Annotated in this window: 26 protein-coding genes; 15 read left to right on the top strand and 11 right to left on the bottom strand. The window is 58.1% G+C overall.

Annotated features, from left to right (window positions below):
• Nucleotides 1-255 precede the first annotated feature (255 nt).
• From NYR50_RS23490 to NYR50_RS23505, 4 genes are all read left to right on the top strand, one after another.
• Nucleotides 256-1,323, top strand: coding sequence for a substrate-binding domain-containing protein (locus tag NYR50_RS23490; RefSeq protein ID WP_418138217.1), 1,068 nt, complete (start codon nucleotides 256-258; stop codon nucleotides 1,321-1,323).
• Nucleotides 1,324-1,513: 190 nt separating this feature from the next.
• Nucleotides 1,514-2,599, top strand: a complete 1,086-nt coding sequence (locus NYR50_RS23495) for an ABC transporter permease (RefSeq protein ID WP_418138218.1) — start codon at nucleotides 1,514-1,516, stop codon at nucleotides 2,597-2,599.
• A complete protein-coding gene (locus tag NYR50_RS23500) occupies nucleotides 2,596-3,411 on the top strand; it encodes an ATP-binding cassette domain-containing protein (RefSeq protein ID WP_418138219.1) in 816 nt (271 codons plus the stop codon). Before NYR50_RS23495 ends, NYR50_RS23500 begins: the two co-directional genes overlap by 4 nt.
• A 98-nt stretch (nucleotides 3,412-3,509) precedes the next feature.
• Complete coding sequence (locus NYR50_RS23505; RefSeq protein ID WP_174009628.1) at nucleotides 3,510-5,093, top strand: FGGY-family carbohydrate kinase; 1,584 nt, start codon at nucleotides 3,510-3,512, stop codon at nucleotides 5,091-5,093.
• A gap of 46 nt (nucleotides 5,094-5,139) precedes the next feature.
• On the opposite strand, the gene NYR50_RS23510 is transcribed toward NYR50_RS23505, so the two are convergent.
• The 9 genes from NYR50_RS23510 to NYR50_RS23550 all read right to left on the bottom strand — a co-directional run bounded on the left by NYR50_RS23510 (nucleotide 5,140) and on the right by NYR50_RS23550 (nucleotide 11,853).
• Nucleotides 5,140-5,616, bottom strand: a complete 477-nt coding sequence (locus NYR50_RS23510) for a DeoR/GlpR family DNA-binding transcription regulator (RefSeq protein WP_418138220.1) — start codon at nucleotides 5,614-5,616, stop codon at nucleotides 5,140-5,142.
• Nucleotides 5,617-6,045: 429 nt separating this feature from the next.
• Entirely contained in the window at nucleotides 6,046-6,285 is a 240-nt protein-coding gene (locus NYR50_RS23515) for a hypothetical protein (RefSeq protein ID WP_174009627.1), read from the bottom strand.
• Between the two features lie 67 nt (nucleotides 6,286-6,352).
• Nucleotides 6,353-6,757, bottom strand: coding sequence for a hypothetical protein (locus NYR50_RS23520; protein WP_174009626.1), 405 nt, complete (start codon nucleotides 6,755-6,757; stop codon nucleotides 6,353-6,355).
• Between the two features lie 45 nt (nucleotides 6,758-6,802).
• A complete protein-coding gene (locus NYR50_RS23525; protein ID WP_003521599.1) occupies nucleotides 6,803-7,021 on the bottom strand; it encodes a hypothetical protein in 219 nt (72 codons plus the stop codon).
• Nucleotides 7,022-7,387: 366 nt separating this feature from the next.
• Nucleotides 7,388-7,693, bottom strand: a complete 306-nt coding sequence (locus NYR50_RS23530) for a hypothetical protein (RefSeq protein ID WP_174009625.1) — start codon at nucleotides 7,691-7,693, stop codon at nucleotides 7,388-7,390.
• A 239-nt stretch (nucleotides 7,694-7,932) separates the two neighbouring features.
• Entirely contained in the window at nucleotides 7,933-8,682 is a 750-nt protein-coding gene (locus NYR50_RS23535; RefSeq protein ID WP_418138221.1) for a GntR family transcriptional regulator, read from the bottom strand.
• 155 nt (nucleotides 8,683-8,837) lie between these two features.
• Nucleotides 8,838-9,968 (bottom strand): sugar phosphate isomerase/epimerase family protein, encoded by a 1,131-nt coding sequence (locus NYR50_RS23540; RefSeq protein WP_174009623.1) that lies wholly within the window; start codon nucleotides 9,966-9,968, stop codon nucleotides 8,838-8,840.
• A gap of 77 nt (nucleotides 9,969-10,045) precedes the next feature.
• A complete protein-coding gene (locus NYR50_RS23545) occupies nucleotides 10,046-10,918 on the bottom strand; it encodes an amino acid ABC transporter permease (RefSeq protein WP_174009622.1) in 873 nt (290 codons plus the stop codon).
• Nucleotides 10,919-10,920: 2 nt separating this feature from the next.
• Nucleotides 10,921-11,853, bottom strand: a complete 933-nt coding sequence (locus tag NYR50_RS23550) for an ABC transporter substrate-binding protein (protein WP_418138222.1) — start codon at nucleotides 11,851-11,853, stop codon at nucleotides 10,921-10,923.
• A gap of 530 nt (nucleotides 11,854-12,383) precedes the next feature.
• Here NYR50_RS23550 and NYR50_RS23555 point away from each other — a divergent pair.
• The 6 genes from NYR50_RS23555 to NYR50_RS23580 are packed head-to-tail and all read left to right on the top strand — an operon-like array spanning nucleotide 12,384 to nucleotide 18,452.
• Nucleotides 12,384-13,601 carry an ABC transporter ATP-binding protein gene (locus NYR50_RS23555; RefSeq protein ID WP_418138223.1) on the top strand — a complete coding sequence of 406 codons (1,218 nt, stop codon included), beginning with the start codon at nucleotides 12,384-12,386 and terminating at the stop codon, nucleotides 13,599-13,601.
• 29 nt (nucleotides 13,602-13,630) lie between these two features.
• Complete coding sequence (locus NYR50_RS23560; RefSeq protein WP_418138294.1) at nucleotides 13,631-14,671, top strand: extracellular solute-binding protein; 1,041 nt, start codon at nucleotides 13,631-13,633, stop codon at nucleotides 14,669-14,671.
• Nucleotides 14,672-14,680: 9 nt separating this feature from the next.
• Complete coding sequence (locus NYR50_RS23565; RefSeq protein WP_418138224.1) at nucleotides 14,681-15,508, top strand: ABC transporter permease; 828 nt, start codon at nucleotides 14,681-14,683, stop codon at nucleotides 15,506-15,508.
• A complete protein-coding gene (locus NYR50_RS23570) occupies nucleotides 15,501-16,322 on the top strand; it encodes an ABC transporter permease (RefSeq protein ID WP_418138225.1) in 822 nt (273 codons plus the stop codon). The genes NYR50_RS23565 and NYR50_RS23570 overlap by 8 nt, the downstream gene beginning before the upstream one ends.
• A 32-nt stretch (nucleotides 16,323-16,354) precedes the next feature.
• Nucleotides 16,355-17,779: a M24 family metallopeptidase gene (locus tag NYR50_RS23575; RefSeq protein WP_418138226.1), complete on the top strand. Its 1,425-nt coding sequence runs from the start codon at nucleotides 16,355-16,357 to the stop codon at nucleotides 17,777-17,779.
• A gap of 1 nt (nucleotide 17,780) precedes the next feature.
• Nucleotides 17,781-18,452, top strand: a complete 672-nt coding sequence (locus tag NYR50_RS23580) for a flavin reductase family protein (RefSeq protein ID WP_418138227.1) — start codon at nucleotides 17,781-17,783, stop codon at nucleotides 18,450-18,452.
• Nucleotides 18,453-18,487: 35 nt separating this feature from the next.
• On the opposite strand, the gene NYR50_RS23585 is transcribed toward NYR50_RS23580, so the two are convergent.
• Nucleotides 18,488-19,093 (bottom strand): J domain-containing protein, encoded by a 606-nt coding sequence (locus NYR50_RS23585; protein ID WP_418138295.1) that lies wholly within the window; start codon nucleotides 19,091-19,093, stop codon nucleotides 18,488-18,490.
• A 329-nt stretch (nucleotides 19,094-19,422) separates the two neighbouring features.
• Between NYR50_RS23585 and NYR50_RS23590 the strand changes: the two genes are divergently transcribed.
• From NYR50_RS23590 to NYR50_RS23610, 5 genes are all read left to right on the top strand, one after another.
• Entirely contained in the window at nucleotides 19,423-19,632 is a 210-nt protein-coding gene (locus NYR50_RS23590) for a cold-shock protein (protein ID WP_006313588.1), read from the top strand.
• 116 nt (nucleotides 19,633-19,748) lie between these two features.
• A complete protein-coding gene (locus tag NYR50_RS23595; protein WP_174009614.1) occupies nucleotides 19,749-19,973 on the top strand; it encodes a hypothetical protein in 225 nt (74 codons plus the stop codon).
• Between the two features lie 84 nt (nucleotides 19,974-20,057).
• Nucleotides 20,058-20,333 carry a hypothetical protein gene (locus NYR50_RS23600; protein WP_174009613.1) on the top strand — a complete coding sequence of 92 codons (276 nt, stop codon included), beginning with the start codon at nucleotides 20,058-20,060 and terminating at the stop codon, nucleotides 20,331-20,333.
• Between the two features lie 322 nt (nucleotides 20,334-20,655).
• Nucleotides 20,656-22,164: an ATPase domain-containing protein gene (locus NYR50_RS23605; RefSeq protein ID WP_418138228.1), complete on the top strand. Its 1,509-nt coding sequence runs from the start codon at nucleotides 20,656-20,658 to the stop codon at nucleotides 22,162-22,164.
• Nucleotides 22,148-24,193: a response regulator gene (locus NYR50_RS23610; RefSeq protein ID WP_418138296.1), complete on the top strand. Its 2,046-nt coding sequence runs from the start codon at nucleotides 22,148-22,150 to the stop codon at nucleotides 24,191-24,193. Before NYR50_RS23605 ends, NYR50_RS23610 begins: the two co-directional genes overlap by 17 nt.
• A gap of 297 nt (nucleotides 24,194-24,490) precedes the next feature.
• On the opposite strand, the gene gst is transcribed toward NYR50_RS23610, so the two are convergent.
• A complete protein-coding gene (gene gst / locus NYR50_RS23615; protein WP_418138229.1) occupies nucleotides 24,491-25,189 on the bottom strand; it encodes a glutathione S-transferase in 699 nt (232 codons plus the stop codon).
• Nucleotides 25,190-25,191 lie beyond the last annotated feature (2 nt).

A 25,191-nucleotide genomic window follows, 5' to 3' on the forward strand; every position in this document is an offset into this window, starting at 1 on the left:
TCCCGTTCTTCACAGCGTCTCCAAATGTTTGGCATGTGGTCGCGTATCTGACGAGACCGTTCACCAAGATTTCGTAGAAAATCCCCTTATAATCCAAAATTTTAGATATTTCCTCTTATATATGTATAAAAAAATACAAAAGAGTGCATAGATAATATTGACAGTGTCCATAATTGGGGTAACTAATAATCGTGCCAAGACGGATTACGTCCCTCCGGCCGGGAGGGAGCGCTTGGTAATCTGGGAGGATTTCAAATGAAGTTTTTTGAAAAACCCGCTTCGGCGGGCAGTTTTGCCATGTCCGGACGTCTTGGTGCGGCGGCGCTTGCCTTTGGCGTGAGCCTTGCCTTCATTCCCTTGAACGCGCACGCCGAAGATATCCTCATCGGCGTCATCACCAAAACCGAAGCCAATCCGTTTTTTGCCAAGATTCGCGAAGGCGCGGGATTGAAGGCCAAGGAACTGGGCGGCGTGAAGATCCAGAGTTTCGCCGGCAAGTTCGATGGTGATAACGAAAGTCAGGTCGCTGCCGTCGAAAACCTCATCTCCGCCGGTGCCAAGGGCATTCTGATGGTGGCGAGCGACACCAAGGCCGTGGTGCCGGTGGTGGAGCAGGCCCGCAAGGCGGGTATCCTCGTTATCGCGCTTGATACGCCGCTTGAACCTGCCGATGCTGCGGATGCGACGTTCGCGACCGACAACTTCAAGGCGGGCGAACTGATCGGCTCCTGGGCCGCCAAAACGGTGGGTGATGCTTCCAAGGCAAAGGTCGCCTTTATCGATGCACTCGAGAGCCAGCCGACGGTGGATGTCGCGCGCGATCAGGGCTTCATGAAGGGCTTCGGTATCGATCCCAAGGACGTGACACGTTATCTCGATGAAGACGACAAGCGTATCGTGGGTCACCAGTGGGGGCAGGGATCGGAAGAGGGCGGCCGCACCGGCATGGAAACGCTCCTCCAGAAAGACGGTGATCTGACTGTCGTCTACACCATCAACGAGCCGACCGCCGCCGGCGCATATGAAGCACTGAAGGCGACCGGTAAGCAGAACTCTGTCATCATCACTTCGGTGGATGGCGGTTGCCCCGGCGTTAAAAACGTGAAGGCGGGCGTGATCGGCGCAACGTCGATGCAATATCCGCTCAAAATGGCGTCGCTGGGCGTCGAGGCGATCGTCGAATATGTAAAATCCGGTAAGAAGCCGGAGGCCACCCCCGGTCTGCCGTTCTTCAATACAGGCGTCACGCTCGTCACCGACAAGCCGGTTGCCGGCGTTGACTCGATCACCTCCGATGAAGCACTGAAGGCCTGCTGGGGCTGAGCAGCCTTTGACGCCCCGTCCTCTCTATGCCGGGGCGTCACTTCTGGCCAGGCCGGTTTTCTGATCGAACGCCGCACTTCCCTGCGGACGTGAAGAAGGCGCTCCAACATGTTGAATCCGTACATTATATTATATGGCAACCAATCCGCTGTCCGGGTTGAAGCCGCAGGCCTGCTAGGGGTGTATCTCTATGACTGAACCCAGCAATCATGCTTCGACTGGTCCGGCAGGCTTGGAGGCCGGTTCGACAGGAAGTGAACCATCTCATGCCGTGTTCGAGGATCAGGACACGAGCCCGCTTCGCAGGCTGCAACGTTTTCTGCACGGCAATCCGACGGTGGTGCCGTTTATCGTTCTGGCGGCCAGCGTCGGGGTGTTTTCCATCATCGTCGGTTCGCGGTTCTTTCAGCCCTTCAATCTTTCACTCATCCTTCAGCAGGTCACCATCATCGGCATTATCGGCATTGCCCAGACGCTGGTGATCCTGACAGCGGGCATCGACCTGTCCGTCGGCGCGATCATGGTATTGACCTCGACGCTCATGGGCCGCCTTGCCATTACGGCCGGGTTGCCGCCGGAACTCGCCTTTCTTATCGGTCTGGGCGGTGGGCTGGGTTGCGGCCTCATCAATGGGTTTCTCATAACCTATGTCCGTCTTCCGCCGTTCATCGTGACATTGGGGAGCTGGAGCGTCTTCGGGGCGCTGAACCTCTGGTATTCCGGCAGCCAGACCATCCGCAGCCAGGAGGTGGCCGAGGCCACTCCGATCCTGCAATGGATGGGTGCGGCAATCCAGTTGGGTGGCGCGCGCATTACGCTCGGAACGGTCCTGATGCTCGCTCTTGCGGCTCTCGCCTGGTACGTGCTCAACCGCACCGCCTTCGGCCGACATGTCTATGCAACGGGTGACGACCCGGATGCGGCGACGCTTGCGGGTATTGATACGCGCCGCGTGCTGCTGGCAGTCTATGCCTGTGCGGGTCTCATCTCGGCCATTGGCGCCTGGGCCTTGATTGGCCGGGTCGGCGCCATCAGCCCCACCTCCGGCTCGACCGCCAATCTGGATTCGATCACCGCGACGGTGATCGGTGGGACATCGCTGTTCGGCGGGCGTGGCACCATCATCGGCACGCTGATCGGCGCACTGATCGTGGGTGTCTTTCGCAACGGCCTGGCGCTCGCGGGTCTCGACGCGCTGTGGCAGGAATTCGCTGTCGGCATTCTGATCGTGGCGGCCGTCGGCGTTGACCAGTGGCTGCGGAGGCTTTCGGCATGACACGCGAACTTGCACTCGAGGGTCGCGGCCTGACCAAGCGATACGGTAATGTCGTTGCCCTCAACGGTGCGGACTTTGAATTGCGCCGCGGCGAAATCCTGGCCGTCATCGGAGACAACGGTGCTGGCAAATCCACCCTCATCAAGGCGCTTGCCGGCGCTGTGATCCCCGACAGCGGCGAAATCCGGCTGGAAGGCAAACGGGTCAACTTCAGAACCCCGATGGATGCGCGCTCCGCCGGCATCGAAACCGTGTTTCAGAACCTCGCTCTTTCGCCGGCGCTTTCCATTGCAGACAATCTGTTCCTTGGGCGGGAAATGCGTGCAGCCGGCATCAGCGGATCTTTGTTCCGTCTGCTGGACCGCAACCGCATGGCAAGCGAGGCGCGGCGGCATCTGTCGAGCCTTGGTTTGATGACAGTACAGGATATTCACCAGAGCGTCGAAACGCTGTCCGGCGGGCAGCGGCAGGGTATTGCGGTTGCGCGTGCCTGTGCGTTCGGTGGCCGCGTCGTTATTCTCGACGAGCCGACCGCAGCGCTCGGCGTCAAGGAATCGCGCAGGGTCCTCGATATGATCCTCGGTATTCGCGACAAGGGCCTGTCGATTGTACTCATCAGCCACAACATGCCGCATGTGTTTGAAATTGCTGACCGTATCCACATTCACAGGCTCGGTAGGCGGGCTGCTGTCGTCAAACCCGGAGATGTGACCATGTCGGATGCCGTGGCGATCATGACCGGCGCCGTGAGCGCTGCGGATTTCGAACGATCGGGCCGGCTTGCTCCTGCCGCTGCCAGCCCCACGGCGTGAAGAACGGCAATGTTTCTGTTCCTTAGAATTGCGAGATCCCATGCCCCTGAATGAGGCCCAGACCACACTTGCCAGCAGCTGCCAGAGGGCGTGAAGTCATGACTGATACTTACATAATCGGCATGGATTTCGGCTCTGAATCGGCGCGGGGCATTCTCGTCAACGCGCGGACCGGCATGCAGGAAGGCCACCATGTCCATCCGTATCGCAACGGCATTCTGACGCATTTCCTCCGCGGTAGAAGCCTGCCAGCCAATTTTGTGCTTCAGGTCGCGGATGATTATACGGAAGCTGCCGGGATCATTCTTTCGGCGCTCGGCAATGGCCGCAATGTTTCAGGGATCGGTATTGATTTCACCGCCTCGTCCCCAATGCCGGCATGCGCCGACGGCACGGCGCTTTCGGTGATTTATCCGGATGAGCCGCATGCCTATGTTAAGCTCTGGAAACATTCGGCACAGGCCCATGCCGATGCGATCAATGCCGAAGGCGGTGAGTATCTTCTGAACTTCGGAGATAAGCTCTCCGGCGAGTGGATGTTGGCCAAGGCAGCGCAGATGCGCGCCGAGGCACCGGCGCTGTGGTCGGAAACGGGGCGCTTCATCGAGGCGGGCGACTGGCTGGTCTGGCAGTTGACCGGCAACGAAGGGCGCAGCCTCGATTTCGCCTCCTACAAAGCCCAGTTCTCGCGGCAGGCCGGTTATCCGGAGCATGTCGTGCCGGGGCTGGCAGAAAGGCTTTCGCAACCGCTTCAGGTCGGCAGCTCGGCCGGCTCCCTGACGCCGGAGTGGCGCCGGCGCACCGGGATCACCGGAGATGCCATTGTTGCTGTATCGGTTATCGACAGCCATGTCGTGCTGCCGGCGGTCAACGCCGTGGGCCCCGGCGTGTTTGTCGGCGCGCTTGGAACATCTGCGGGTTTTCTCATCCTGGATGGTGAGGAACGTGGCCTTCCGCCGGGGCTCGAAGGGGCTGCCTACGGTGCGGCCTTGCCGGAATTATGGTGTTACGAGGCGGGGCAGGCGGCGTTTGGTGATATGCTGGCCTGGTATGTGAAGACCTTCCCGCGCCATGAAGACCTGTCCCGCAACTTCGGCCTGCATAATGAGGCGGCACAGGCGGTCGGCCCGGGCGGGGGCGGGGTTCTGGCGCTCGACTGGTTCGCCGGAAACCGCATTCCGCTGGCCGATTCTATGCTGTCGGGATTGTTGGTGGGCCTCAGCCTGAAATCGACCTCCGCCGGAATCTACCGAGCGCTGATCGAGGCATTGTGTTTCGGAACCCGATCCATCCTGGATATGGCGGTAGCGGGGGGCGTGCCAATCAGCCGTATCGTGATGACGAGCGGTTTGACGCGCAGCAATCCGTTTCTGGTGCAGACCATGGCGGACGTCTTCGGGAGAACGATCGAGGTTCCTGACGTCGAGAACCCGACGGCGCTCGGTGCGGCTATTCATGGGGCGGTGGCGTCCGGAATCGTTGGCTCTTTTGCCGAAGGCGCCGAAAGGCTCGGCGCACGCAACCTTCGCGAATTTGTGCCGAACCTGCGTCATTCGGAGCAATATGAAACGCTTTATGCCGAATATCGCCGGCTTGCGGCAGACGAGGAACTCCAGCGAGCCATGCGCTCTCTTCATCTGTTTGCCACCCGGCAAAAACCGCATTCGCAGCAGCAAGCGTAACGGCCTGAGGCGGTGCAGTGAATTTAACGATCAAAACGGCGGTTCGTCAGGTCAGCGGTGCAGGGGCTGGGAGCGAAACCAGCGTTACCTTGCGCTCGGTGGCCCTGAGCGATGTCAACGCATCCTGCGAAATGCCGGTATCGGTGATGACCTCGTCGATCTCTGAAATATCCGAAAGCGTGCAGAAACCGGGCGCCGTGAATTTCGAGCTGTCGACCAGAAGCACGGTCCTGCGGGCCGAGGCGATCATGGCGCGCTTGAGTGACGCCACTTCCAGCGAGGTTTCCGTCAGCAAGGTGCCCGTGACGGCCGAGGCTCCCGTCATGCAGATATCGGCATGCAGCGACTTGATGAAGCTCTCGCCTGGTTCGTCCCCAAGGTGGCGATGCCCGGACCGCACGGTGCCGCCAGGCAGGATGGTACGCCAGGATTTGATATCCTCGGCGAAATCAGCGATCTGCAGACTGTTGGTGACGACTGTCAACGGAAGGTCGCGTTCGGTGGCGGCTCTCACTGCCTCCATGACCGTTGAGGAACTTTCAAAGATGACGCTGTCGCCTGCGCTCAGTAGGTTAATCGCTCCGCCGCCTCGCGGCCGAACACCACCTTTTCCGGATGCTAAAGCGCTGCATTCACCGTCATCTCGCGTTCGAACGTCGCGCGCATCGGCTGCAACAGATACGCGCCGCAGTGCGTGCGCTCAGGTGTCAACAGCGTCAATCCAACCGCGTCATGACGCCAATCTCATGGGCCACTGGAGCCAGCCGTATGTGGCCGGGCCATTTCTGAAGCAGATGCCGCACCCAAGCCAGCACAAGATCGTGCCGACAAACTAAGCGTCATCAAAAATACCTTCGCCCACCCATGCCACGATCTCATCTGACCACAAAAGAACCGTGCTCAACCCCGGCTGTTCCTCCGCATCCACGGCGAGATAGAGAAGCATTTCGTCTCAATCTCCCGCGCGTTTGCGAGGCACTGGCCGCGACTCGAAATCCAGCAGCACCGCCCGGCCACCGCACCAGTGCTCGATATCAATCGTGCCGGGCTGGGAGAACATGTACATGCCCGCGGCTTTATAGTGGCGACCGAGCTTCAGCGCCTCGGCATTGGCCAATTCCACTTCCGACATGGCTGTTGTGGTGCTGTCGCGTTGGGTTTGCAAGGAGGGCCAGCAGGTGCTTTTGCTCAACAAAAAGGCCTGCCTCGATGCATAAAAAGCATCATGCCGCCTACGTCGGATGTGGTCGAGCAGCGCCTTACACGCCCTTTATGATATTGCAGATGCCGTCGCGAATGACGTTCTTGTCGGCGATCTGTCCTGCCTGGATATTGAAAACAGCATCGATCCGGACAGCATTGCCTTTCTGACGTGCCACCACCCGCAGCGTTTGAATTCTGCCGCTGCCGCTGGTTTCCTGATGGGCATCGATCGACGAAAGAGCCTTGTTGATCTGGATGCCGGAAAAACCTTCTGCCGCGACTGCCTGGGCAAGTTTCTGAAGGACGGCAGGTGCCTTGGCTTTCGGTAGTTCCTGCCATGATTTGTAGGAAACGGCAGTCACCATCGGCACACCCGAAACTGTGAAGTTTTTCTCGCAGGACGCTGCGAAGGCAGGGCTTGAGAAGGCGATGAGGCCAATGGCCGCGATAAGAGATTTCATTGCTATGGTCCGATTGTTGGTGAAGTTTTTCAGCTGTTACCCGCGTCAGAACGACGACCGTTTTCCCCGGTAGGTCGATGGCGGCGGCAGGGCCTCATGGGCTTGGGCCAGCGTTTCCAGCCATGTTGCGAGCCCATCAGGAACGGCTTCATTGCCGGCTTCCAGCGCTTCGATCCAGGAAAGCTCGCATTGCAGGGCAGAGGCAATATTGATTGGCGTCCAGCGGATCACCCGCAGGCATTCATTGAAGCGGTCTGGCGACATGATGATTTGTTATGTTCCCCGTCATTTTCTCACTGAAGCTTGCCCACGTAGCCCAAAGAGTCAATCATTTATGCAACTTTTGATTGGCGCAAGTTCGATTGCTTGTTATTTTCTGGGCGTCAGCCTGAACCAGTCAGCACTGCTGTATACAACCTTTGCCGAAACATGGTGCATGCTCACCCATGCCGCGGGCGAAAGCGACACGCGACCGTCACAACTTGTCGAGATCGGTGCCCTTGCACGCACCGAAGAGCGACGGCTCGCACGGTACGGCCCTACAGTTTCAAAATTAACGAGCTCGCATAAGCCATTCTCAAAGCTGCAGAAAACGGGCTCGCCCATCCGAATTGGGGGGTGCAGGAAACCTCAGATGCCAGACCCATCAAGCTCCCGGGCGTCCTCGCCTTCCCAGGGGGTGGGCATCGATAGGCCCTCGATATCGGCTGAGGGCATAGGCATCCAACATTTCAATTCCGGCTCCGAGTACTCGATGATCCGCCCTGGCGACGAGTCGGAGGCACGCCAGCCTTCTGAACCGTACTGGTCACCCTTCGACCAGTAAGCAAGGTCTACTTGGGACGGCCCTTGTTCGGACGAGCGGATCGTGACGAGAATGCGATCGCCATTTTTCGGCGCACCTGCCATATGACGCCATCGGCGTGGTTGATCCATGATTTTTCCTCCGTCTTGGTTTTCATTTGTGGCCTTGTCGTCAGAGAGGTCAACCAAAACTTTGCATGGCCTCTCTGTCGATCCGACGGGTGTCCGATAATGCAGCAATGAACCAGCCCCCAAAAAGTTTTCTGGGTTGTGTCACGCAAGGGTTTTTAGAGATGTTCTTTGCTCTGGATGCCTGGAACATGTGGAGTGTTCTGCAAAAAGCAGCGGAAGCGAAATCTAGCTTGGGGTTGCTACGAAAAATTCTCCAGTACAGCCAAAAAAGTATGCCGGTCACCCTGTCCTTCTGTCAGCCGCACACGTCCTTCGATGTCGGCGAGGTGGTGGTCCATCAACTGCTGCGCCTTGGCAATATCCTTCGCCTTCAAGGCCGACACGATCATGCGGTGATGGTCGGCGCCGCAATCGTCCTGTTTTTCTTCCTCGTAAAGCGCCATCACCAGGGAGAGGCGGGCGACGATTTTTGACAGCATTTCGGTCAGGACGCCGTTGCCGCCAAGCTCGGCGAGCACGATGTGGAATTTCCCGGAGAGCACCGTTTTCGATTTCTCGTCGCCGTGATGATGGATACGCTCTTCCTCATCAGTCAGCTTTTGAAGCGTGTCCAGTTCCTCGGTGGTCGCGCGTGCCATGACGAGATCGAGGATCGCGTATTCGATCTTGCGGCGGGCCTCGAACAGGGCTTTTGCTTCCTCTATGCCCGGCTCGGCGACGAAGGTTCCGCGGTTACGCTTGCGCTCCAGCAGGTGGTCGCTCTCAAGAACGCCAAGGGCGCCGCGAACGACGGTGCGGCTGACGCCGAAATGATCGGCGATCGCATCTTCGAGGATTTTCGTTCCCGGTTTCAGGGCGCCTTCGCCGATGGCGTTGGCAAGCGTGGTGCGGATGCGTTCAGAAACATCGTCATTGTTGTTTTCCGCCGCATCGGCCGTGCTGTTTGTCTTCGGCGCTGCTTTGATGCCCTGACGACGCGTCCGTTTCATGTTCTGCTCCAAATGCACACAAGCTTTTTTGCCGCTCGATCTAATCATATCCATGGAAATATTGTTGCGTATATCGGTCTACGCGCAAAATCCAGCCGGTCCAAAGGTTTTAGACGACGATGGCGGCGCACGCCACCGCCATCCCGTTAACCGCCTTAAGCTGCCTGACGTTTGGCGGCAGGCGGGCTGAGCTCGATGCCGTTATCGGCGCAGATCGTCTCGATATGTTTTGCCGAGTTGCGGATAAAGGTGATCGCCGCGTCATAGCCATAGTCCTGCTTCTCGTAGGTTGGGTAACCGTAATGGTTGGCTTCATAGGTTTCCCAATCCGGAATCTCCCCTGAGGAAACGCGCTTTTCGAAGCCCCTGACCATCGAAAGATAAGCTTCGAGTTCTTCTGCATTCAGATCAGGATGGCCAGCGCGCCAGATCGGATCGTTGATCTCGATGCGTTGACGCGGATTTGCCTTGCGTGGCTTGTCCTCGACGGAGGCGGCGACTTCGAGCGAGAGGTTGAGGTCCGGGTTTGCCTTGGCGAGGATGGGGATGATCGTTCCGAAATCCACGATGCCGCGGCCCACGGGGCGGGTCTGGAAATCGAGGCCGCCGGTCGCATGAGCCACGTAAGCATCCTTGATATGGGTCTGGCGAACATAGGGAGCGACGCGTTTGGCCGCATAGACCGGATGCTCACCGCGCTGCAGGCCGTTGGCCGTATCGAAGACGACGCCCATGCAGTCCTCACCGACCTTGTCAATCAACCGCAAAATCTCGAAGGAGGTGATCTCGTCATGGGTTTCCATGTTGAGATGCACGCCATTGGCGCGGGCAACGGCGGCGAGTTTCCGGAGCACCTTTTCCATTGCCAGAAGCTGTTCGTCCCAAGAGACGTCGGTGCGGAAACGGTCATTGGCGAGGCGGCCGCGATATTCTGATTTGAAATTGCCGGGCGAGACCCAAAGTTCGCGGCAGCCGATAGCTGCGCTCGCCTCGATCATGCGGGTAAAACCAAGTATCACGTCGCCGTCGCCAATTGCCCGGAACTCCGGGGCTTCGGCGCTGCAATAGGGGTTGATCTTCCCGACGCCTGCCTCAAGATAAAGGCCAAGCTCGTCCGCCCTGGCGCGAATATCGGCGAGTTCGCTTCCGTCCAGCGTCTCGCTCATATCGAGAACGGTGCTGAAGAAAATGCCGGCAAGGCCAAGTTCCTTCACATGGTCGAGGCTCTTTAGCGGGCCGCGTTTTTTTGCTTCCGGCAGTTTCTGCCCGTCGATACCCAATCTCATGATCTGCTCCTAGGTGTTTCCTGATCGGATGCGCTGCAATGGCGATCCTGTTTGGTTGAAGATGAAATGGCGACGCTTCAGGCGCGTTGCGTGCCGTCCTTTCGCGGACCTGCGTCGCGGCCTTTGAGGGCAAGCTGCCGTTCAAGGAAATGCTGGGCGACAGAGGCAATGGTGGTGATGATCAGATACCAAAGCGAGGCGACGCAGAGCATTTCGATGACGAGGAAGTTGCGGGCATAGATCGCCTGCGCCTGGGTGAGCAGATCCTGCATTCCGATGACGGAGACGATGGCGCTTGCCTTCAGCATGCCGATCGCCTGGTTGCCTGTTGGCGGAACGATCAGCCTCGTTGCCTGCGGCAGCACCACGGTTCTCAGGGTCTGGAGCGGTCGAAGACCCAATGAAGAGGCGGCCTCCCGCTGGCCGCGATCGACGGCGGTGAGGCCGCTGCGGATGATCTCGCTCATATTGGCTGCCTCATGCAGGCCAAGCGCCAGAAAGCCTGCGATAGCCGGCGTGACGAGGTCGTTGACCGAGATGGACCATGTCCCGATCCCGACCTCGGGGATGAAAAGGGCGATGTTGAACCAGAAGAAAATCTGAACGATCAGCGGCACGCCGCGAAACCACCAGACGAAGGCAATCGCCATCGCCTTCAGAACGATGTTCTGACTGGTTGCCATGATGGCAACAATACAGCCGAAGGCGATGCCGAAGACCATGGCGCCTGCCGTCAGCTCCAAGGTCAGAACCACGCCATCGAGAATGACGGGATCGACCATGTAGCGGGGAATTTGTCCCCACTGGACGCTCTGGTTTCTGGCGATGAGTGTGATGAGGAGAGCCAGCGCCAGTATCGCGCTGGCGCCGGTCGAGATTTGTCCCCAGCGAACTGGTTTGCCGATGGGAGGTGCGATGGCCATGCTGAAGGGTTGAGCAAACACAGCCATGTTCAATTCACCGGCATCGAGGCGGCATCATTGAACTTGACGGTTTTGACGGCGAGGGGACCGAGGCCCCATTTTTCCATGATTGCCGGATATGCACCGCTATCGACCATATGCTGCAACGAAGCGAGGACCGTGTCGCGCAATTGCGGATTGTCCTTGGCGATCAGCATTCCGAGATAACCGACGGCAAGGCGCACGTCCGGGAGCGCCTGAAGTCCGACTCCCTTGCCGGTCTGGTTTTCGGTCGTATAGACGCTTGTCGCATAACCATTGACGGTCGCATCGGCGCGGCCGGTACGGACGGCCTGTAGCACGTCAGGCATTTTCGGGATCGACATGACGTTCATCGGCGTCGAGCATTTGGCCGATGCGGTCTCCACCAGCCGCGCCTGAAAGGTGCCGACGGGTACGGCAACCTTCTTGCCGCACAGATCGTCCATGCTTTTGATGCCGAGCGGATTGCCCTTGATCGTCATGATCGTCGTTGCATCATACATGTAGTCGATCACATCGACCTGCTTTTCCAGTTCGATATCGTCGTTAATGCCGGAAATGGTCATGTCGAAACGCTTCGAGAGAACTGCCGGCACGATGGCCGCGCCTGCGCCGACATTGGTCATCTGCACATCAACGCCAAGGATAACGCCAAGTGCCGCCGCGATATCGGCATCAATGCCGACGAGCTTGCCAGCTTCGTCCTGAAAACTGATCGGCGGCGTCAAGTCCGTTGCGACCTTGATCGCCTTTTTGTCTTTGATCGAGGCGGGCAGGCTGTCGGCGAGTGTCTGGTTGAAGGCAACGCCCGGAAGCTTGGCCACATCTGGATCCGGCACCATTTTCATGGCGGTGCCTTCCGCCGCCTGGGTCGTCGATGCGAGCAATGCGAACAGGATTCCGGTAAGGCCGGCCTTGAGAGTTTCATTGAAGCTGTACATGTCGTTCCCCTTTTTTCACGTCTCTGTCGGTGTGAATTTTCTGGAAATGACGATGCAATCAGCGTGCCAAATTTTGTGTCATCACTTCATGTTGTTGTTTTAAAAGAAATATTTTTCTGAGTTTTGCAATGGGGCATAATTCGCATGAATATTCGTATGCTAATGCGAATGTCATCTGATTAAAAAATGAACTCGACCATTTTTATCGCCGGACATCATATGCCTCTTGGTGCTAAGTATCTGATGATCTGTCATATTTTAGAACTGATAAACACGATCAGGTGCGCGGGGCATATAAGAAAGAGAACAAATTTGCGGCTTACTCGAGGGGTTGGCTGCAATTTCGTGCCCAGCGAATGAGCGATCTTGAATAAATCTGCATCTTTATGGAATGCGACATTTTCAAAAATTATTTGATTATATTTGTGCGAAATAACATAAATCAAAAATAGCGCATAAATATCAATTAGATAATCTATTAATTTATGTTGCCTTTGTCAAGTTGGCATGCGGCTTGCAACTCCTTCGCCATGACCCAGAGCGAACTCCAAATAGCTGAACGATCACATCTCCGCCTGGTGGCAGCGAGCGCGAAGCGCCCGCCAGCCATGGTGCAACTCAAAGGGATATCTATGCCGCAGGTTTCGAATGCAGCAGAAGGAAAAGAGCTTAGCGTTCGTGGCCTGACCCATAGCTATGGCGGGCAGAATGCGATCAGTGATATTTCCTTTGACGTCAAAGCGGGCGAGATCGTTGCCCTTCTGGGTCCAAGCGGCTGTGGCAAATCGACAGTCCTGCGGGCGATTGCAGGGCTGATCCAACCCAAAAGCGGCCTCATCCAGCTCGGTGGCCAGAATCTCGCCAATGTCTCGGCCCGCGCCCGCGGTATCGGCATGGTTTTCCAGAACTATGCGCTGTTTCCGCATTTGACGGTGGCGGAAAACATCGCCTATCCGCTCGCCTGCCAGAAAGTATCCCGCGCGGAGCGGCGCGGGCGGGTGGAGGAAATGCTCTCGCTCGTGCAGCTGACTGGATATGGCAACCGGCTGCCAAGGGAGCTTTCCGGTGGGCAGCAGCAGCGCGTCGCGGTTGCGCGCGCGATTGCCGGGCGGCCATCGCTTCTGCTTCTCGATGAACCTTTCGGCGCGCTTGATCGGGCATTGCGTTTCGACCTGCAGGTCGAGCTTCTCCACCTGCAGAAGACGCTCGGCATCACCACGCTGATCGTCACGCATGACCAGGAGGAGGCGCAGAGCCTTGCCGGTCGGCTCGTGCTGATGAACCAGGGCAATGTCGAGCAGATCGATACGCCGATGGCCGTCTATGATCGGCCGAAGACGCTGTTCGTCAACACCTTCATCGGGCAAGCGAATGTGCTCCATGGCACGGTCGATCGACTGGACGCCGAGGCAACGGTTATTGCGCTCGCCAATGGCAACAGCCTGGTTTTGCCGCGTCGCCTGAATTTCACCGTCGGTTCCAGGGTCGCCATTACCTTCCGTCCCGAAGACCTTCGTTTGTCCGCTGTGCCAGGCGCATCGGCGATGTCGGCCCGGTTGACCGTATCCGTGCCGCTCGGGCCCACGCTCGTCCACGATCTCGTTCTTGACGACGGCACAAGCCTGCGCGCCTCGGAGGTCCGGGGACCTTCGACTTTTATTCCCGAGCCGGGGGCAAAGCTTTTTGCCGAGATCGACACTGCGAGGTGTCACGCCTTTCCGGGCGAACCGGAAGCATTCCGTGAATGAACAACAACAACAACAACAGAGGTGAACAGATGCAAGACTTCAACATGACACGACGCCACTTCGGACTGCTTGCCGCCGGCGCGGCTGCCGCAGTCACCATTCCCTTCTCTGTCCGTGCTGCCGGTGGCACCGCCGTCGCGGCAACCTTTCCGGGCAACTGGGAAGACGGGTATCGCACCGTGCTGACGCCGCTCGTCAAGGAGGCTGGTTTCGATCTGACAGTGGCTCCTGCCATGGCACAGGACCAGCTCGCCAAGGTCATGGCCAGCCCCGGTAACCCGCCCTATGACACTCTTCTGATGTCGCCCGGTCAGATGGCCGTTGCCGTCGAGAACGACCTGATCCAGAAGATCGACCCGTCGAAGCTGAAAAACTGGGGGATGCTTGATCCTGCCTTCCAGGGTGAGTACGGGCCGACAGTCACGGTTGAAGTCAACGGCATCGCCTATAATCCCGATCTGGTCCCTGCGCCGAAAGGCTATCGCGATCTCTTTGAAAACCCGGCCTACAAGGGACTGGTGTCATGGACGGGTTTTGCCTCCAACACCGGCGTGATGGCCTATACCGAGATCGCCAAGATCTTCGGTTCCGGCCCGACCGACATGGATGCCGTGTTCAAGCTGTTCAAGGACAATCCCGACCATATCAAGGGCGTCGTTGCCAGCACCAACCACCAGATGACGCTGTTCCAGCAGGGCGAGATCGCCGTCTTCATGTGCTCCACCGGCAATGTGGCCAAGCTCAAGGCTCTGGGCCTGAAGGCCGAGTTTGTCCAGCCGGAAACCGGCTCGCCGGCAGCTCCCGTCAACATCCACCTGACCAAGGGCGCGAAGAATGTCGATGCGGCCTATGCCTATATGGATGCCGCCATCTCCAAGGCCGCGCAGGACAGGCTGAAGATGCCGCCGCAGGAAATGTTCCCGACGAACGGGCAAGTGGAACTGACGCCCGGTATCGAGGCCTATGTGAAGCGCGAACAACTCGCTTCTCTCGTCTATCCGGACTGGGCCGCGATCAACAGGAACCGTGCGGAATGGATCCGCCAGTTCGACGCCATCGTTGCCGGCTGAGGAAAGACAATGAAGGCGAGCGGCTTCCCATACGTTATCCCGATGCTTGTGCTCTCGGTGGCGTTCTTTGCAACGCCGCTCGCCGTTCTCGTCGGGTTCAGCTTCATCGGCCCCGATGGCCTGTCCCTGCACAATTACGCGCGATTTTTCGGCAATACTTTCAATTATCGCGTATTGCTCAACACCGCCGTGCTCGGATTGCAGACAATTGTCAGCACGACTTTGCTCGGTGTACCCATCGCCCTGCTTTATTGGCATAGCGGCAGGACCGCGCGCCAGATCATCATCTTTCTGACATTGATCCCCATGCTGACCAGCAATGTGGTGCGGACCTTCGCCTGGATCGTCATTCTCGGGCGGCAGGGGCCGATCAGTGAAACCTTTATGGCGCTTGGTCTTGCGGAGCGCCCCTTCACGCTGATGTCGACCGAACTCGGGCTGGTGATGGCCATGTGCCAGATCGACTTGCCGCTGATCATCCTTCCGTTGATCGCCATCCTGTCGCGCATACCGGTCACCTATACCGAAGCCGCGCAGGTTTCAGGCGCAGGCCCGTGGCGTGTCCTCGTCACGGTTCTGTTGCCGATGATGCTGCCCGGCCTGCTGGCTGGCTGGATCCTCGTCTTTGCCAGCACCAGCGCGTCCTTCGTCACTCAGGCCGTTATCGGCGGTGCCCGTAACGTCTATGTCCCGCAACTGATCTATCGGGAGGTCGGCACGCTGTTCGATTGGCCGATGGCGTCTGCAATCGCCGTCGTGCTGCTGATGTCGACCGGCATTCTGCTTGTCACGATCACCATGATTTCCCGCCACCGGAGGCTCGTCGGCCATGCGTAGCAATCGTGAAAGCGGGATCCCCGGTCTCCTCTACAAGGCATTCGTCTTCGGCTTCGGCAGCTTGAGCCTGATCTATCTGGTTGCGCCGATCATGATTGCCATCACCATGTCGTTTACATCGGGCCAGACGCTTAAATATCCGCCCGAGGGTTTTTCACTGCGTTGGTACGAGGCGCTGCTCGACCCGGCCCGTTCCGCCACGGAGCATATTGCGGCAGGCAACTCGCTAAAGATCGCGGGTCTTGCCGTGCTGGGTTCGCTGTTGTTCGCCGTCCCGGCCACCATCGGCATGGCGCGGATGCAGCGCCGCGCGGTCAACACGATCGAGCCCTTGCTTCTCGCCCCGCTGGTCCTCCCGAGCCTCGTTTATGGTCTTGCGGCACTTATCGTCGCCAATTTTGTCGGTTTCCAGCCATCGCTCTGGCTTACCGTCATTGGCCATGTCGTGGTGTTCGGGCCGCTGATGTATCGCGCTGCTTCTGTTGTCGCGCAGGGGATCAACCCGTCGCTGGCAGAGGCTTCGACGGTGATGGGAGCGACATGGTTCACGACGCTCAGACGTGTGATCCTGCCATTGCTGACGCCGGGCATTCTGGCCGGTGCATTCCTCGTTTTCATCCAGTCGCTCGATAATGTTTCGGTCTCGCTCTTCCTCGCCGATGCGCAGACGACGGTTCTGCCACTGCGCATGTTCGCTCTCATCGAAGAGTCTCTCGATGTGCGCGTTGCTGCCATGTCAGGGCTGCTGATCGGGCTGACCCTCGTCGTCATGCTGGTCGCAAGACGCGTGCTGGCGCCAACGCGGCAGGCCTGACCCAATCATTCAAAATTCCGGAGGGAATACCAATGAACATACATACCAACAAAACAGGCTCTTACCGCGTCGGATCGCTGCTTGCCGATTTCCAGCCGGATTTCGATTTTTCCGCACCGCTGCCTCTGCCGGTCGAGGAATTCGAGGATCGCCTGCGCCGCATTCGCCGCCAGGCGGTTGAAGCCGGGCATGATGCGCTGATCGTCCATACCGGCGGTGTCGGCTGGTTCCACACATCGAACCACTATCTGCGTTATATCTGCGACTGGATGCGCGAGGGCGTGCTGATCATCCCGACGGATGTCGACAAGCCGATGGTGCTGCTGTCCTTCTTCACCCAGTCCGTGCTTCTGCCGCCGGGCGGCGAACCGGTGCTGGTGGAGGACATCTGGCAGATCGGTCCGATTGGCCGCGAATATGCCGACCGGCCGGGCGATAGCGTCGTCAAAACGGCGGAAAAATGTGCCGAGCTGCTGGCCGGGATGGGGCTTGCAAAGGCGCAGATTGGTCGCATCGGCGATCGCACGTCGCTGACCTTCTGGGCGGCTCTCGATGAGCTGATGCCGAGGGCGAAGTTCATCGCCGACAACGCCATTCTCGATCGTATGCAGAAGGTGCGATCCGCGCGCGAGATAGCGATGTTCCGGGCCGCCGCGCAATTGGTCAGCATTGCAACGCAGGCAGCCTACCATGTGGCGAAGCCCGGTGTGACCGACCACGAGATCTATGCCGCCTTCACCCAGGCGCAGCTTTCATTCGGCGGTGAGACCGGCGACGGCTATCAGATCGGCATCAATGCGTTCGGCACGCATTGCGGCAAGCCCTACGGCCATGTCGTGCGTCCGGGAGATCTGATCAATCTCTATGTGTCAAACGTCACCTATCGCGGCTACACCGCCCAGACCGCCCGCATGATCGCCGTCGGCGACATCACCACACGGCAGGAAGATGTGCTGACCGCCTGCACAGACGGTGTAAAACGCGCCGAAAAGCTTATCCGTCCCGGCGTCCTGATGCGGGATGTCAACAATGCGGCCTTCGAGCCGATGATCGAGCGAGGTCTGCTGACGTCACCCGAAGCCCGCACCATGCCCTATAACTGGGCGCCGATGGATGATGGCAGCGCTCGTCTTATCCCACGCCAATATGTGAAAGACATCGACTGGGAAGCGCAGGGGCGAACCCTGATGCATGTTTATCCGGCAACGCACGGCCCGCATAATCCGAACCTCGGTCATTCCGTCGGCATGGCGGGTGGCCAGAACAGCTTCAACATCTCGTCGCACAATTACGACCGGATGGAGGAGGGCATGGTCTTCGTGCTGCATACGCAGTGGCTGGAGCCGCTCGTTGCCGGCTGCAATGTCGGTGACATGTATGTCGTCACCCGCGACGGCTTTGAAAACCTGAGCCGCCACACCCCCCTTGAAACCCACCGCATCGCCGCCGAGGTTTGATATGACCACCACCACAGCCCATAGCCATTTCGATTTCGCAAAGCTCAATGAGCGCGAGCGCTACAAGATTTTGATTGGTACCGTCATCCCCCGTCCCATCGCGCTGGTGACGACCGTCAGCAAGGACGGCCAGCCGAATGCCGGACCGTTCAGCTTTTTCAACGTGCTGACCCACGACCCGGCCATCGTCGCCATCGGCGTCGAGAATTATGCCGATATGCGGTTCAAGGACACGGCTCGCAATATTCGCGAAACCGGCGAATTCACCGTGCACATCTGCGACAATGCGCTGGTCGACCAGATGGAAGTCTGCGCCATCAAGTTCGGCCCGGACGTGAATGAAATGGAAGAAGCCGGCCTCTCAACCGTGTCTGGCACGATGGTGCGCAGCCCGCGCATCCTCGCCGCCCCGGCCGCGCTGGAATGCCGCCGCCACACCACGTTGCAGGTTGGTCCCGCCCGTGAGATCATCCTCGGCGAAGTCGTCGGGGTCTTTGTGCGAAGTGATGCCGTCAATCCCGCAAACCTGCATATCGACCAGCAGATGATGGACGCCGTCGGCCGCATGGGCGGACACACCTATGCCCGCACGCGCGATCAGTTCGACATCAAGACACTGAGCCCACAGGAATGGGAAAGTCGCAAGAACGGTGCGAAATGTGCGGCGGAATGAAATGGCTCACTTCTGTAAGCCCTATCAAACAGGTTTCAGCAAAAACCGTTCAGTTTAAGGATTCTATACGCCTCGATAGAGGCGCGAAGTGCGTCCTCTGAATTGCGATCGCCGTCGTTGGCGTCGGGATGGTGCATTTTGAGCCTCTCCTTATAGCGGCTCCTGATTTCACTGGATGTCGCGTCTGGCGAAAGGCCGAGCGTGTCGAAAGCCTTGGCTTCAAGCACCTTCAGTTTTCTCTGCTGGGCACCGGCCTTTGTCTGTCCCGACCTGTCGGCCCTGCGCGCATTCAGCGTCTTTGCCGAGCCCGAACGAACCGAAGACGGTAGCGGAGTTTCGGTTGCTTCGCTCACCCGGGTTCCCCAAGTCGGGCGGGCGCCGGTTGTCGCCTCCTTCTGGTAACGGGCGACGTTGGGATTGGGTGGCGCCGTGGTGAAGCTGTATCCCTTGTTATAGGCCGTCACATGCTCAAGACAGAACATAAGATAAAGACCTTCGGCACCCGCGCCCACGGGCGCGCGGTGAACGCCGGTCTTTTCACACCCGTCCCATTGGCATTTTGGACCTGTGGATTCGCTGGCCGAAGGCGATCTTTTGCGAGAGGACCGAAGGCCTACGAATATTTTCGAATCATGCGTCATTGTAACTGTATGGACGCAGAGGTCCGCTAGGGCAACTGCGGTGGTCTTTTGCATTGCGATTCGTTGGTGCCGAGAATTGAACCAGGTTGCATTCCGGTCGCGCCCGAGGAATGCAACCAATGGACGTAAATAACGATTTTGAAAACTAAACGTTGACGTGGCGACCGCAGTTCCGTATAGATGCATCATCGATCTTTTGCTTGCCGAGCTTTGTCTACCGCGCGATTGGCACCGCGCTTTAAGCGAACTTCCCTCTCAAAAATAGTCGGTTTTCCTCTGCGTGGCATCGGCTGCGCGGTTCCTCAATCTATGCTTTGAAAGGGTTCATCATGACCACTGGCACAGTAAAATGGTTTAATTCCACCAAGGGCTTCGGCTTCATTCAGCCTGACAACGGCGGCGTTGACGCTTTCGTTCACATCTCGGCTGTCGAGCGCGCCGGAATGCGCGAACTCGTAGAAGGCCAGAAGATCGGCTTCGATCTCGAGCGCGACATGAAGTCGGGCAAGATGTCGGCCTGCAATCTGCAGTCCGCATAATCGGTATCTGCTTCCCTTTGACCACGGATGTACTGGCACTGCCGGAAGCACGTTATCATTTAAGGCCAGGCGGTTTGCCTGGCCTTTTTGTTTCGACTCCAAGCCTCTGAGGACCTATGACAGAGAGATACAGTAAATCCCGCCAACAGGCAGAGATTGCCTTCAGCAATCTGCAGACAGAGTTCTTTTCCAAGAACAGCGCTGTGGAAGAGCTTGAATCAGCAACGCAGGTCAGGGATGCAAAGACTTTAAGACTTCGAGCGGCGCGTCTTTCCAAAGAGCTCGCCGAGCGGACATCGGCGACGAATGCCTTGCTTGCCAAACGTGCAAAGAAGGGCTGACCAGTCCCGTCTGCTGTCGTGGCTTCAGGCCTTATCGAAGAGCGTGGCGCAAAATGCGACACTCATTCCAACGCAGGAGATTTCATGGCATCGGATACAAACGAACTGCAAACGATCAACACGGCTTGGCAGATCGCGATCCAGGAGATCCTGCGCATGGTCGTCCGCGACATGTATCATGCCGGCGGGGAGGCAGCCTTCAGCAGCCACATCAAGCGGATCGAAGAAGCCGCCGTTGACAGCATCTACACGGACTTGAGGCTTCGTGACACCGACGAATGGACGGAAACACTGGTCAAGGAACGAGCCAGCAATTTCGTAACGTCCCTTCTGACGTCCTTCACATATGACCGGGCCTGATTGCACCATGCAATCACTGCGATCATTGTTTTCCTGGTAAAGAGGAACGATGCCGCTCATTGGCGAACTCGTCTCGCTGAAATTAGCTTTGCAGATAAACCTCCTACCTCAAAAAAAGAAAGAAGGCCTCTAAAAAATCCAGTGGCTACTCTCCACCTTCTGACCCACGGGCTCTATCTCCGCACTGAATGGACGCTTGCAATCGTCCCCGCTCCGGGGCAGCGTTTGCCTCTGATAGTGGAACGAATCTTCCGGTTCCAGCGTCTTCTAGTATAGGAAACCAGAGCGTTTACCGTCATTCAGAGGTAGCCGTGGAGGATGCATGACAGATAATTCAGGTGCAAAAGCAAAGACCGGTGTAGAGGGCCTCGATGACATTCTCTCCGGCGGCCTCTCCCGGCGTCATGTCTTTCTGCTTGAAGGGGCTCCCGGCTCTGGCAAGACGACAATTGCGTTGCAGTTTCTTTTGGAGGGAGCCAGCATTGGCGAGCGCTGCCTCTACATCACACTTTCGGAAACAGAGAAGGAACTGCGCGACAGTGCTTCCTCGCATGGGAAGGACATAGGCGATCAGGTCGAGATTTTTGAGCTCGTTCCGCCGGAAAGTCTCCTGGATGCAGACCAGCAACAAAGTCTCCTGTATTCTTCCGACCTGGAACTCGGGGAGACGACAAAGCTGATCTTCGAAGCCTTTGAACGGGTAAAGCCCCATCGTGTGGTGATCGACAGTCTCTCGGAGATCCGGCTGCTGGCGCAAAGTTCGCTTCGCTATCGCCGCCAGATACTGGCACTGAAGCACTTCTTCTCGCGCTCCGATGCAACAGTTCTACTTCTTGATGACATGACCTCGGACGCAATGGACAAGACGGTGCACAGCGTGGTGCACGGCGTAATCCACCTTGAGCAGCTGGCTCCAGACTACGGGTCGGAGCGTCGGCGGCTTCGGGTTCTGAAATATCGAGGGCAGGCGTTTCGTGGTGGTTATCATGACTTCACCATCAAGACTGGTGGCGTCGAAGTCTTCCCGCGACTCCGCGCACTTGAACACAGGGTGGCGTTTGAGCGGACTCTCGTGGCGAGCGGCATCAGTGAGTTTGACGATCTCCTGGGAGGAGGCATTGCCCGCGGTTCCAGCACGCTTCTGATCGGCCCCGCCGGCACCGGCAAGAGCCTGTTTGCGCTACAATTTGTCGAGGCCGCCGTCAGTCGCGGCGAGCGGGCGGCAATCTTCGTCTTCGATGAGGAACTGGGACTGCTGTTTGATCGCACAAAGGAGATGGGGCTTGATCTGGAGGCCATGCGCGACAAGGACCTGCTCCATATCGAGCAGCTGGATGCGGCCGAACTGTCACCCGGCGAGTTCTCCCAGCGTGTAAGGGACAAGGTCGCCAGCTTCGATGCCAAGACAGTCGTGATAGACAGCATCAACGGCTATCAGGCTGCGATGCCGGAGGAGAACGCACTTATCCTTCACATGCACGAGTTGCTGCAATATTTGAACAGGCAGGGTGCCAACACCTTTATCACTGTCGCGCAGCACGGCCTCGTCGGCGACATGAAATCCCCGGTGGACGTGACGTATCTTGCCGATACAGTCATCCTGCTACGCTATTTCGAAGCAGAGGCCCGCGTTCGCCGGGCAATCTCCGTCATCAAGAAGCGTACTGGACGACACGAAGATACCATTCGCGAATATAAAATTGGAGCCAATGGGTTGACGCTCGGCGAACCGCTCTCCGCGTTCCAAGGGATCCTGCGTGGTGTTCCTATTTTCGTGGGAGACCGACAGCCCCTTTTGCAAACACTTGACGAGGATGGCAGCCATTCCTGAGCGCGATATATTTGGCCTGATCCACACTCCTATCGGTCGCGACGCGCCGATTGCGGCGGCGTTGCTGCACGAAGCCGGCCTGCGTGCAAACATTGTCCCGACGTTGGACGCCCTGGTGGCAGACTTGAACGAGAATGTCGCTTTCGCCGTGATGACGGAAGAGGCTCTGCGGTCGGTTGATCTGCGCCCGCTTGTCTCGTGGATCGAGACGCAGCCGAGTTGGTCCGACCTTCCCATCATCATTCTGACCGCGCGCGGCGGTGGCCCCGAGCGCAACCCGGCCGCCGCCCGTCTGTCGGAAGTTCTCGGCAATGTCAGTTTCGTCGAGCGGCCCTTCCATCCGACAACTTTTATCAGCGTCGCTCGTTCCGCAATGCGCGCGCGACGCCGACAATACGAGGCGAGTGCCCGTATGGAGGCACTGGATGAAGGGGAACGCCGTCTTCAGACAGCGCTCGAGGCCGGCCGCCTCGGTGCTTGGGAACTCGATCTTTCCACAAATGTCCTGACGACCTCGGCGACCTGCAGGGGGATATTTGGTCGTTCGCCGAACGACGGTTTCACCTATGAGGACCTGTTGCAGGCCATTCACCCGGATGACGCTGCACGGATGAAGGATGCGTTGCGAAACACGATCGAAACGGGAGCTGACTATTCCATTACCTATCGGATTGTCTGGCCTGACGGCTCTATTCATGGCGCGGAAATCCGTGCACAACTGCACCGCGACCGTACTGGACGGCCCATCAGGCTGGTCGGCGTTTCGGCCGACATAACTGAGCGTATGCAATCGGAAGAACAGCAGCGCCATCTCAACGAAACTCTTGAGGAACGCGTTGCGGAGCGGACACGGGAGCTGGAAGAGGCGCACAGGCTCGTGCTGGCCGAGGTCAGTCAGCGGGAACGCGCCGAGGAGCAGCTTCGTCATGCCCAGAAGATGGAGGCGATCGGCCAGCTCACTGGTGGGGTTGCCCACGACTTCAACAACCTCCTGATGGCTGTTCTTGGCAACCTTGAGCTGCTCCGCAAACATCTGACAGGTGATGCGAAGGCAACTCGACTAATTGATGGAGCCCTCCAGGGCGCGCAGCGAGGCGCCTCGCTCACCCAGCGGCTTCTTGCCTTCGCCCGCAGACAGGACCTTCAGGTGGGCCCGGTTGACCTTGCCGGTCTCGTGACCAATATGCAGGACCTTCTGCAACGGTCCGTCGGATCGAGGATTGCCATAGAAGTGGTCGCTCCGGAGCGCCTCCCGGCCGTATCGGCCGATGCCAACCAGGTGGAGCTCGCCCTCTTGAACCTTGCCGTCAATGCCCGTGACGCGATGCCGGACGGCGGAACGATCAAGATCGGGCTGAAGGAAGCGGTACAGCCGGCGGCATCGGATCTCCTCGCACCCGGACGTTATGTCGTGCTGTCGGTGATCGACCAAGGCCAGGGCATGGACGCGGCAACGTTGCAAAAGGCGATCGAGCCGTTCTTTTCCACGAAGGAACTCGGCAAGGGCACGGGTCTCGGGCTATCCATGGTTCATGGTCTTGCGTTGCAGCTGAACGGCCAATTGAAGCTGGCAAGCGCCGTGGGCAAGGGGACGACGGCGGACCTCTGGATTCCGGTATCGACATCGCAGAGTCTGGAAAAAGAGCAGGATGTCGCCGCAGCCGATGCCCGGAACGATGCCGGTCCCAAGCGAATCCTTCTCGTGGACGACGACGCACTGATTGCGATGAGTTCGGCTGACATGCTGACTGACCTCGGCCACGAGGTCGTGGAAGCCCATTCAGGCAAGGAGGCGCTCTCCTTGATTGATGGCGGCGCCACTTTCGACCTGGTAATCACTGACTATTCCATGCCGGGCATGACGGGCGCGGAACTGGCGAAAGCCGTCAGGGACCGCCTGCCGAGCCTGCCTATCGTGCTGGCCTCAGGCTATGTCGATTTTCCGTCGGGCGTGGAACTTGAGGTGGCCAGACTGTCAAAGCCATATTCCCAGGACGAGCTGGCCCTCATGCTCAGTAAGATTTCATAGCACGTTGGCATCGTCCGCCAAACGCAAGCCGGCAGTTTTGCTGATCGGTTCATTCACGCATCAGGTGCGTGCGTGAAAACCTCATTATTCGCTGCGACGTCCTGTGACCAAGTGCAAGTTCGGTCAGGAGCGCAGGAAAAACCACGAAGATATTGCGCTGCAGTTTGAGGACGAGACTGTCTTCCACCACGAAACCCCATACTTGGTCGAACAGGATAGAGTGCTGAAAATGCCAACGCCCTCAAGACCTTGGACCCGCAGTAAACAGACATGGTGGTGGCGCCCCGCAGATGTAACTCAACTTGCTACCTTTCGGAGCGATTTCTCAATTTCTCCGCCGCAATAAGCGTTGCCATATTCTTCGAAACTTTTACTGTTCAGAGCAGCCAGCGGAGCTGTAGCTACCACTCTCCTGGAGAGACCCCAGATTATGGGTGAGGTGTCCTCGATGATGCCCTTAATGGTCGGGAATCGGTCAGCTGCAGTTGTCCAAAGGATTGCTGTCACTATATCTGCAACCCCGATCTTTTCCGTCCCCAGCATAAAGCCCGAAGCAGCGCTCAAGCCGTTTCGTGCTCCGGTATCCGCGAAAATACGGATCCATTTTTGGAGACGCGGGACGAACTCCTGCCATTTTTCACGCGTCCACATCTCGCGTCCGCCGTTGAGGGTTAACTCATCGAGGACGTCATTGGCGTCGTTGACGATCTTGGCACTGAGCGTGCGGCCCTCAACAGTTGTCGGCAGAATATCCAGCCGCTCACCGAGGTAGATGGCGATTGCCGGCATCTGAGAGATCGCGAAATTGCGCTCACGGTCAATCAGAACCGGTGGCCCCATGAAGGCAACCGGCTGCTTTTCCGCCCCGCAATCCATAAGACCTTCAATCGCATCGACATCGTGTTCGTCCCAGGAGCACCCACAATGGGCCAGAATTCCGCGGATGAGCTGACCTCGAAACGGAACGGGCCAGTAATAAAGGTCGAAGGTGTTCATGC

Source organism: Agrobacterium sp. El2ro-1b (genome assembly GCF_048298475.1).
GTDB classification, from domain to species: Bacteria; Pseudomonadota; Alphaproteobacteria; order Rhizobiales; family Rhizobiaceae; genus Agrobacterium; species Agrobacterium fabrum.

What these genes read in the sequence shown, in the direction of transcription:
- NYR50_RS23490 (WP_418138217.1), top strand. Translation starts at nt 256, where the DNA reads ATGAAGTTTTTTGAAAAACCCGCTTCGGCGGGCAGTTTTGCCATGTCC.
- NYR50_RS23495 (WP_418138218.1), top strand. Translation starts at nt 1,514, where the DNA reads ATGACTGAACCCAGCAATCATGCTTCGACTGGTCCGGCAGGCTTGGAG.
- NYR50_RS23500 (WP_418138219.1), top strand. Translation starts at nt 2,596, where the DNA reads ATGACACGCGAACTTGCACTCGAGGGTCGCGGCCTGACCAAGCGATAC.
- NYR50_RS23505 (WP_174009628.1), top strand. Translation starts at nt 3,510, where the DNA reads ATGACTGATACTTACATAATCGGCATGGATTTCGGCTCTGAATCGGCG.
- NYR50_RS23510 (WP_418138220.1), bottom strand. Translation starts at nt 5,616, where the DNA reads ATGGAGGCAGTGAGAGCCGCCACCGAACGCGACCTTCCGTTGACAGTC.
- NYR50_RS23520 (WP_174009626.1), bottom strand. Translation starts at nt 6,757, where the DNA reads ATGAAATCTCTTATCGCGGCCATTGGCCTCATCGCCTTCTCAAGCCCT.
- NYR50_RS23525 (WP_003521599.1), bottom strand. Translation starts at nt 7,021, where the DNA reads ATGTCGCCAGACCGCTTCAATGAATGCCTGCGGGTGATCCGCTGGACG.
- NYR50_RS23530 (WP_174009625.1), bottom strand. Translation starts at nt 7,693, where the DNA reads ATGGATCAACCACGCCGATGGCGTCATATGGCAGGTGCGCCGAAAAAT.
- NYR50_RS23535 (WP_418138221.1), bottom strand. Translation starts at nt 8,682, where the DNA reads ATGAAACGGACGCGTCGTCAGGGCATCAAAGCAGCGCCGAAGACAAAC.
- NYR50_RS23540 (WP_174009623.1), bottom strand. Translation starts at nt 9,968, where the DNA reads ATGAGATTGGGTATCGACGGGCAGAAACTGCCGGAAGCAAAAAAACGC.
- NYR50_RS23545 (WP_174009622.1), bottom strand. Translation starts at nt 10,918, where the DNA reads ATGGCTGTGTTTGCTCAACCCTTCAGCATGGCCATCGCACCTCCCATC.
- NYR50_RS23550 (WP_418138222.1), bottom strand. Translation starts at nt 11,853, where the DNA reads ATGTACAGCTTCAATGAAACTCTCAAGGCCGGCCTTACCGGAATCCTG.
- NYR50_RS23555 (WP_418138223.1), top strand. Translation starts at nt 12,384, where the DNA reads ATGACCCAGAGCGAACTCCAAATAGCTGAACGATCACATCTCCGCCTG.
- NYR50_RS23560 (WP_418138294.1), top strand. Translation starts at nt 13,631, where the DNA reads ATGCAAGACTTCAACATGACACGACGCCACTTCGGACTGCTTGCCGCC.
- NYR50_RS23565 (WP_418138224.1), top strand. Translation starts at nt 14,681, where the DNA reads ATGAAGGCGAGCGGCTTCCCATACGTTATCCCGATGCTTGTGCTCTCG.
- NYR50_RS23570 (WP_418138225.1), top strand. Translation starts at nt 15,501, where the DNA reads ATGCGTAGCAATCGTGAAAGCGGGATCCCCGGTCTCCTCTACAAGGCA.
- NYR50_RS23575 (WP_418138226.1), top strand. Translation starts at nt 16,355, where the DNA reads ATGAACATACATACCAACAAAACAGGCTCTTACCGCGTCGGATCGCTG.
- NYR50_RS23580 (WP_418138227.1), top strand. Translation starts at nt 17,781, where the DNA reads ATGACCACCACCACAGCCCATAGCCATTTCGATTTCGCAAAGCTCAAT.
- NYR50_RS23585 (WP_418138295.1), bottom strand. Translation starts at nt 19,093, where the DNA reads ATGACGCATGATTCGAAAATATTCGTAGGCCTTCGGTCCTCTCGCAAA.
- NYR50_RS23590 (WP_006313588.1), top strand. Translation starts at nt 19,423, where the DNA reads ATGACCACTGGCACAGTAAAATGGTTTAATTCCACCAAGGGCTTCGGC.
- NYR50_RS23595 (WP_174009614.1), top strand. Translation starts at nt 19,749, where the DNA reads ATGACAGAGAGATACAGTAAATCCCGCCAACAGGCAGAGATTGCCTTC.
- NYR50_RS23600 (WP_174009613.1), top strand. Translation starts at nt 20,058, where the DNA reads ATGGCATCGGATACAAACGAACTGCAAACGATCAACACGGCTTGGCAG.
- NYR50_RS23605 (WP_418138228.1), top strand. Translation starts at nt 20,656, where the DNA reads ATGACAGATAATTCAGGTGCAAAAGCAAAGACCGGTGTAGAGGGCCTC.
- NYR50_RS23610 (WP_418138296.1), top strand. Translation starts at nt 22,148, where the DNA reads ATGGCAGCCATTCCTGAGCGCGATATATTTGGCCTGATCCACACTCCT.
- gst (WP_418138229.1), bottom strand. Translation starts at nt 25,189, where the DNA reads ATGAACACCTTCGACCTTTATTACTGGCCCGTTCCGTTTCGAGGTCAG.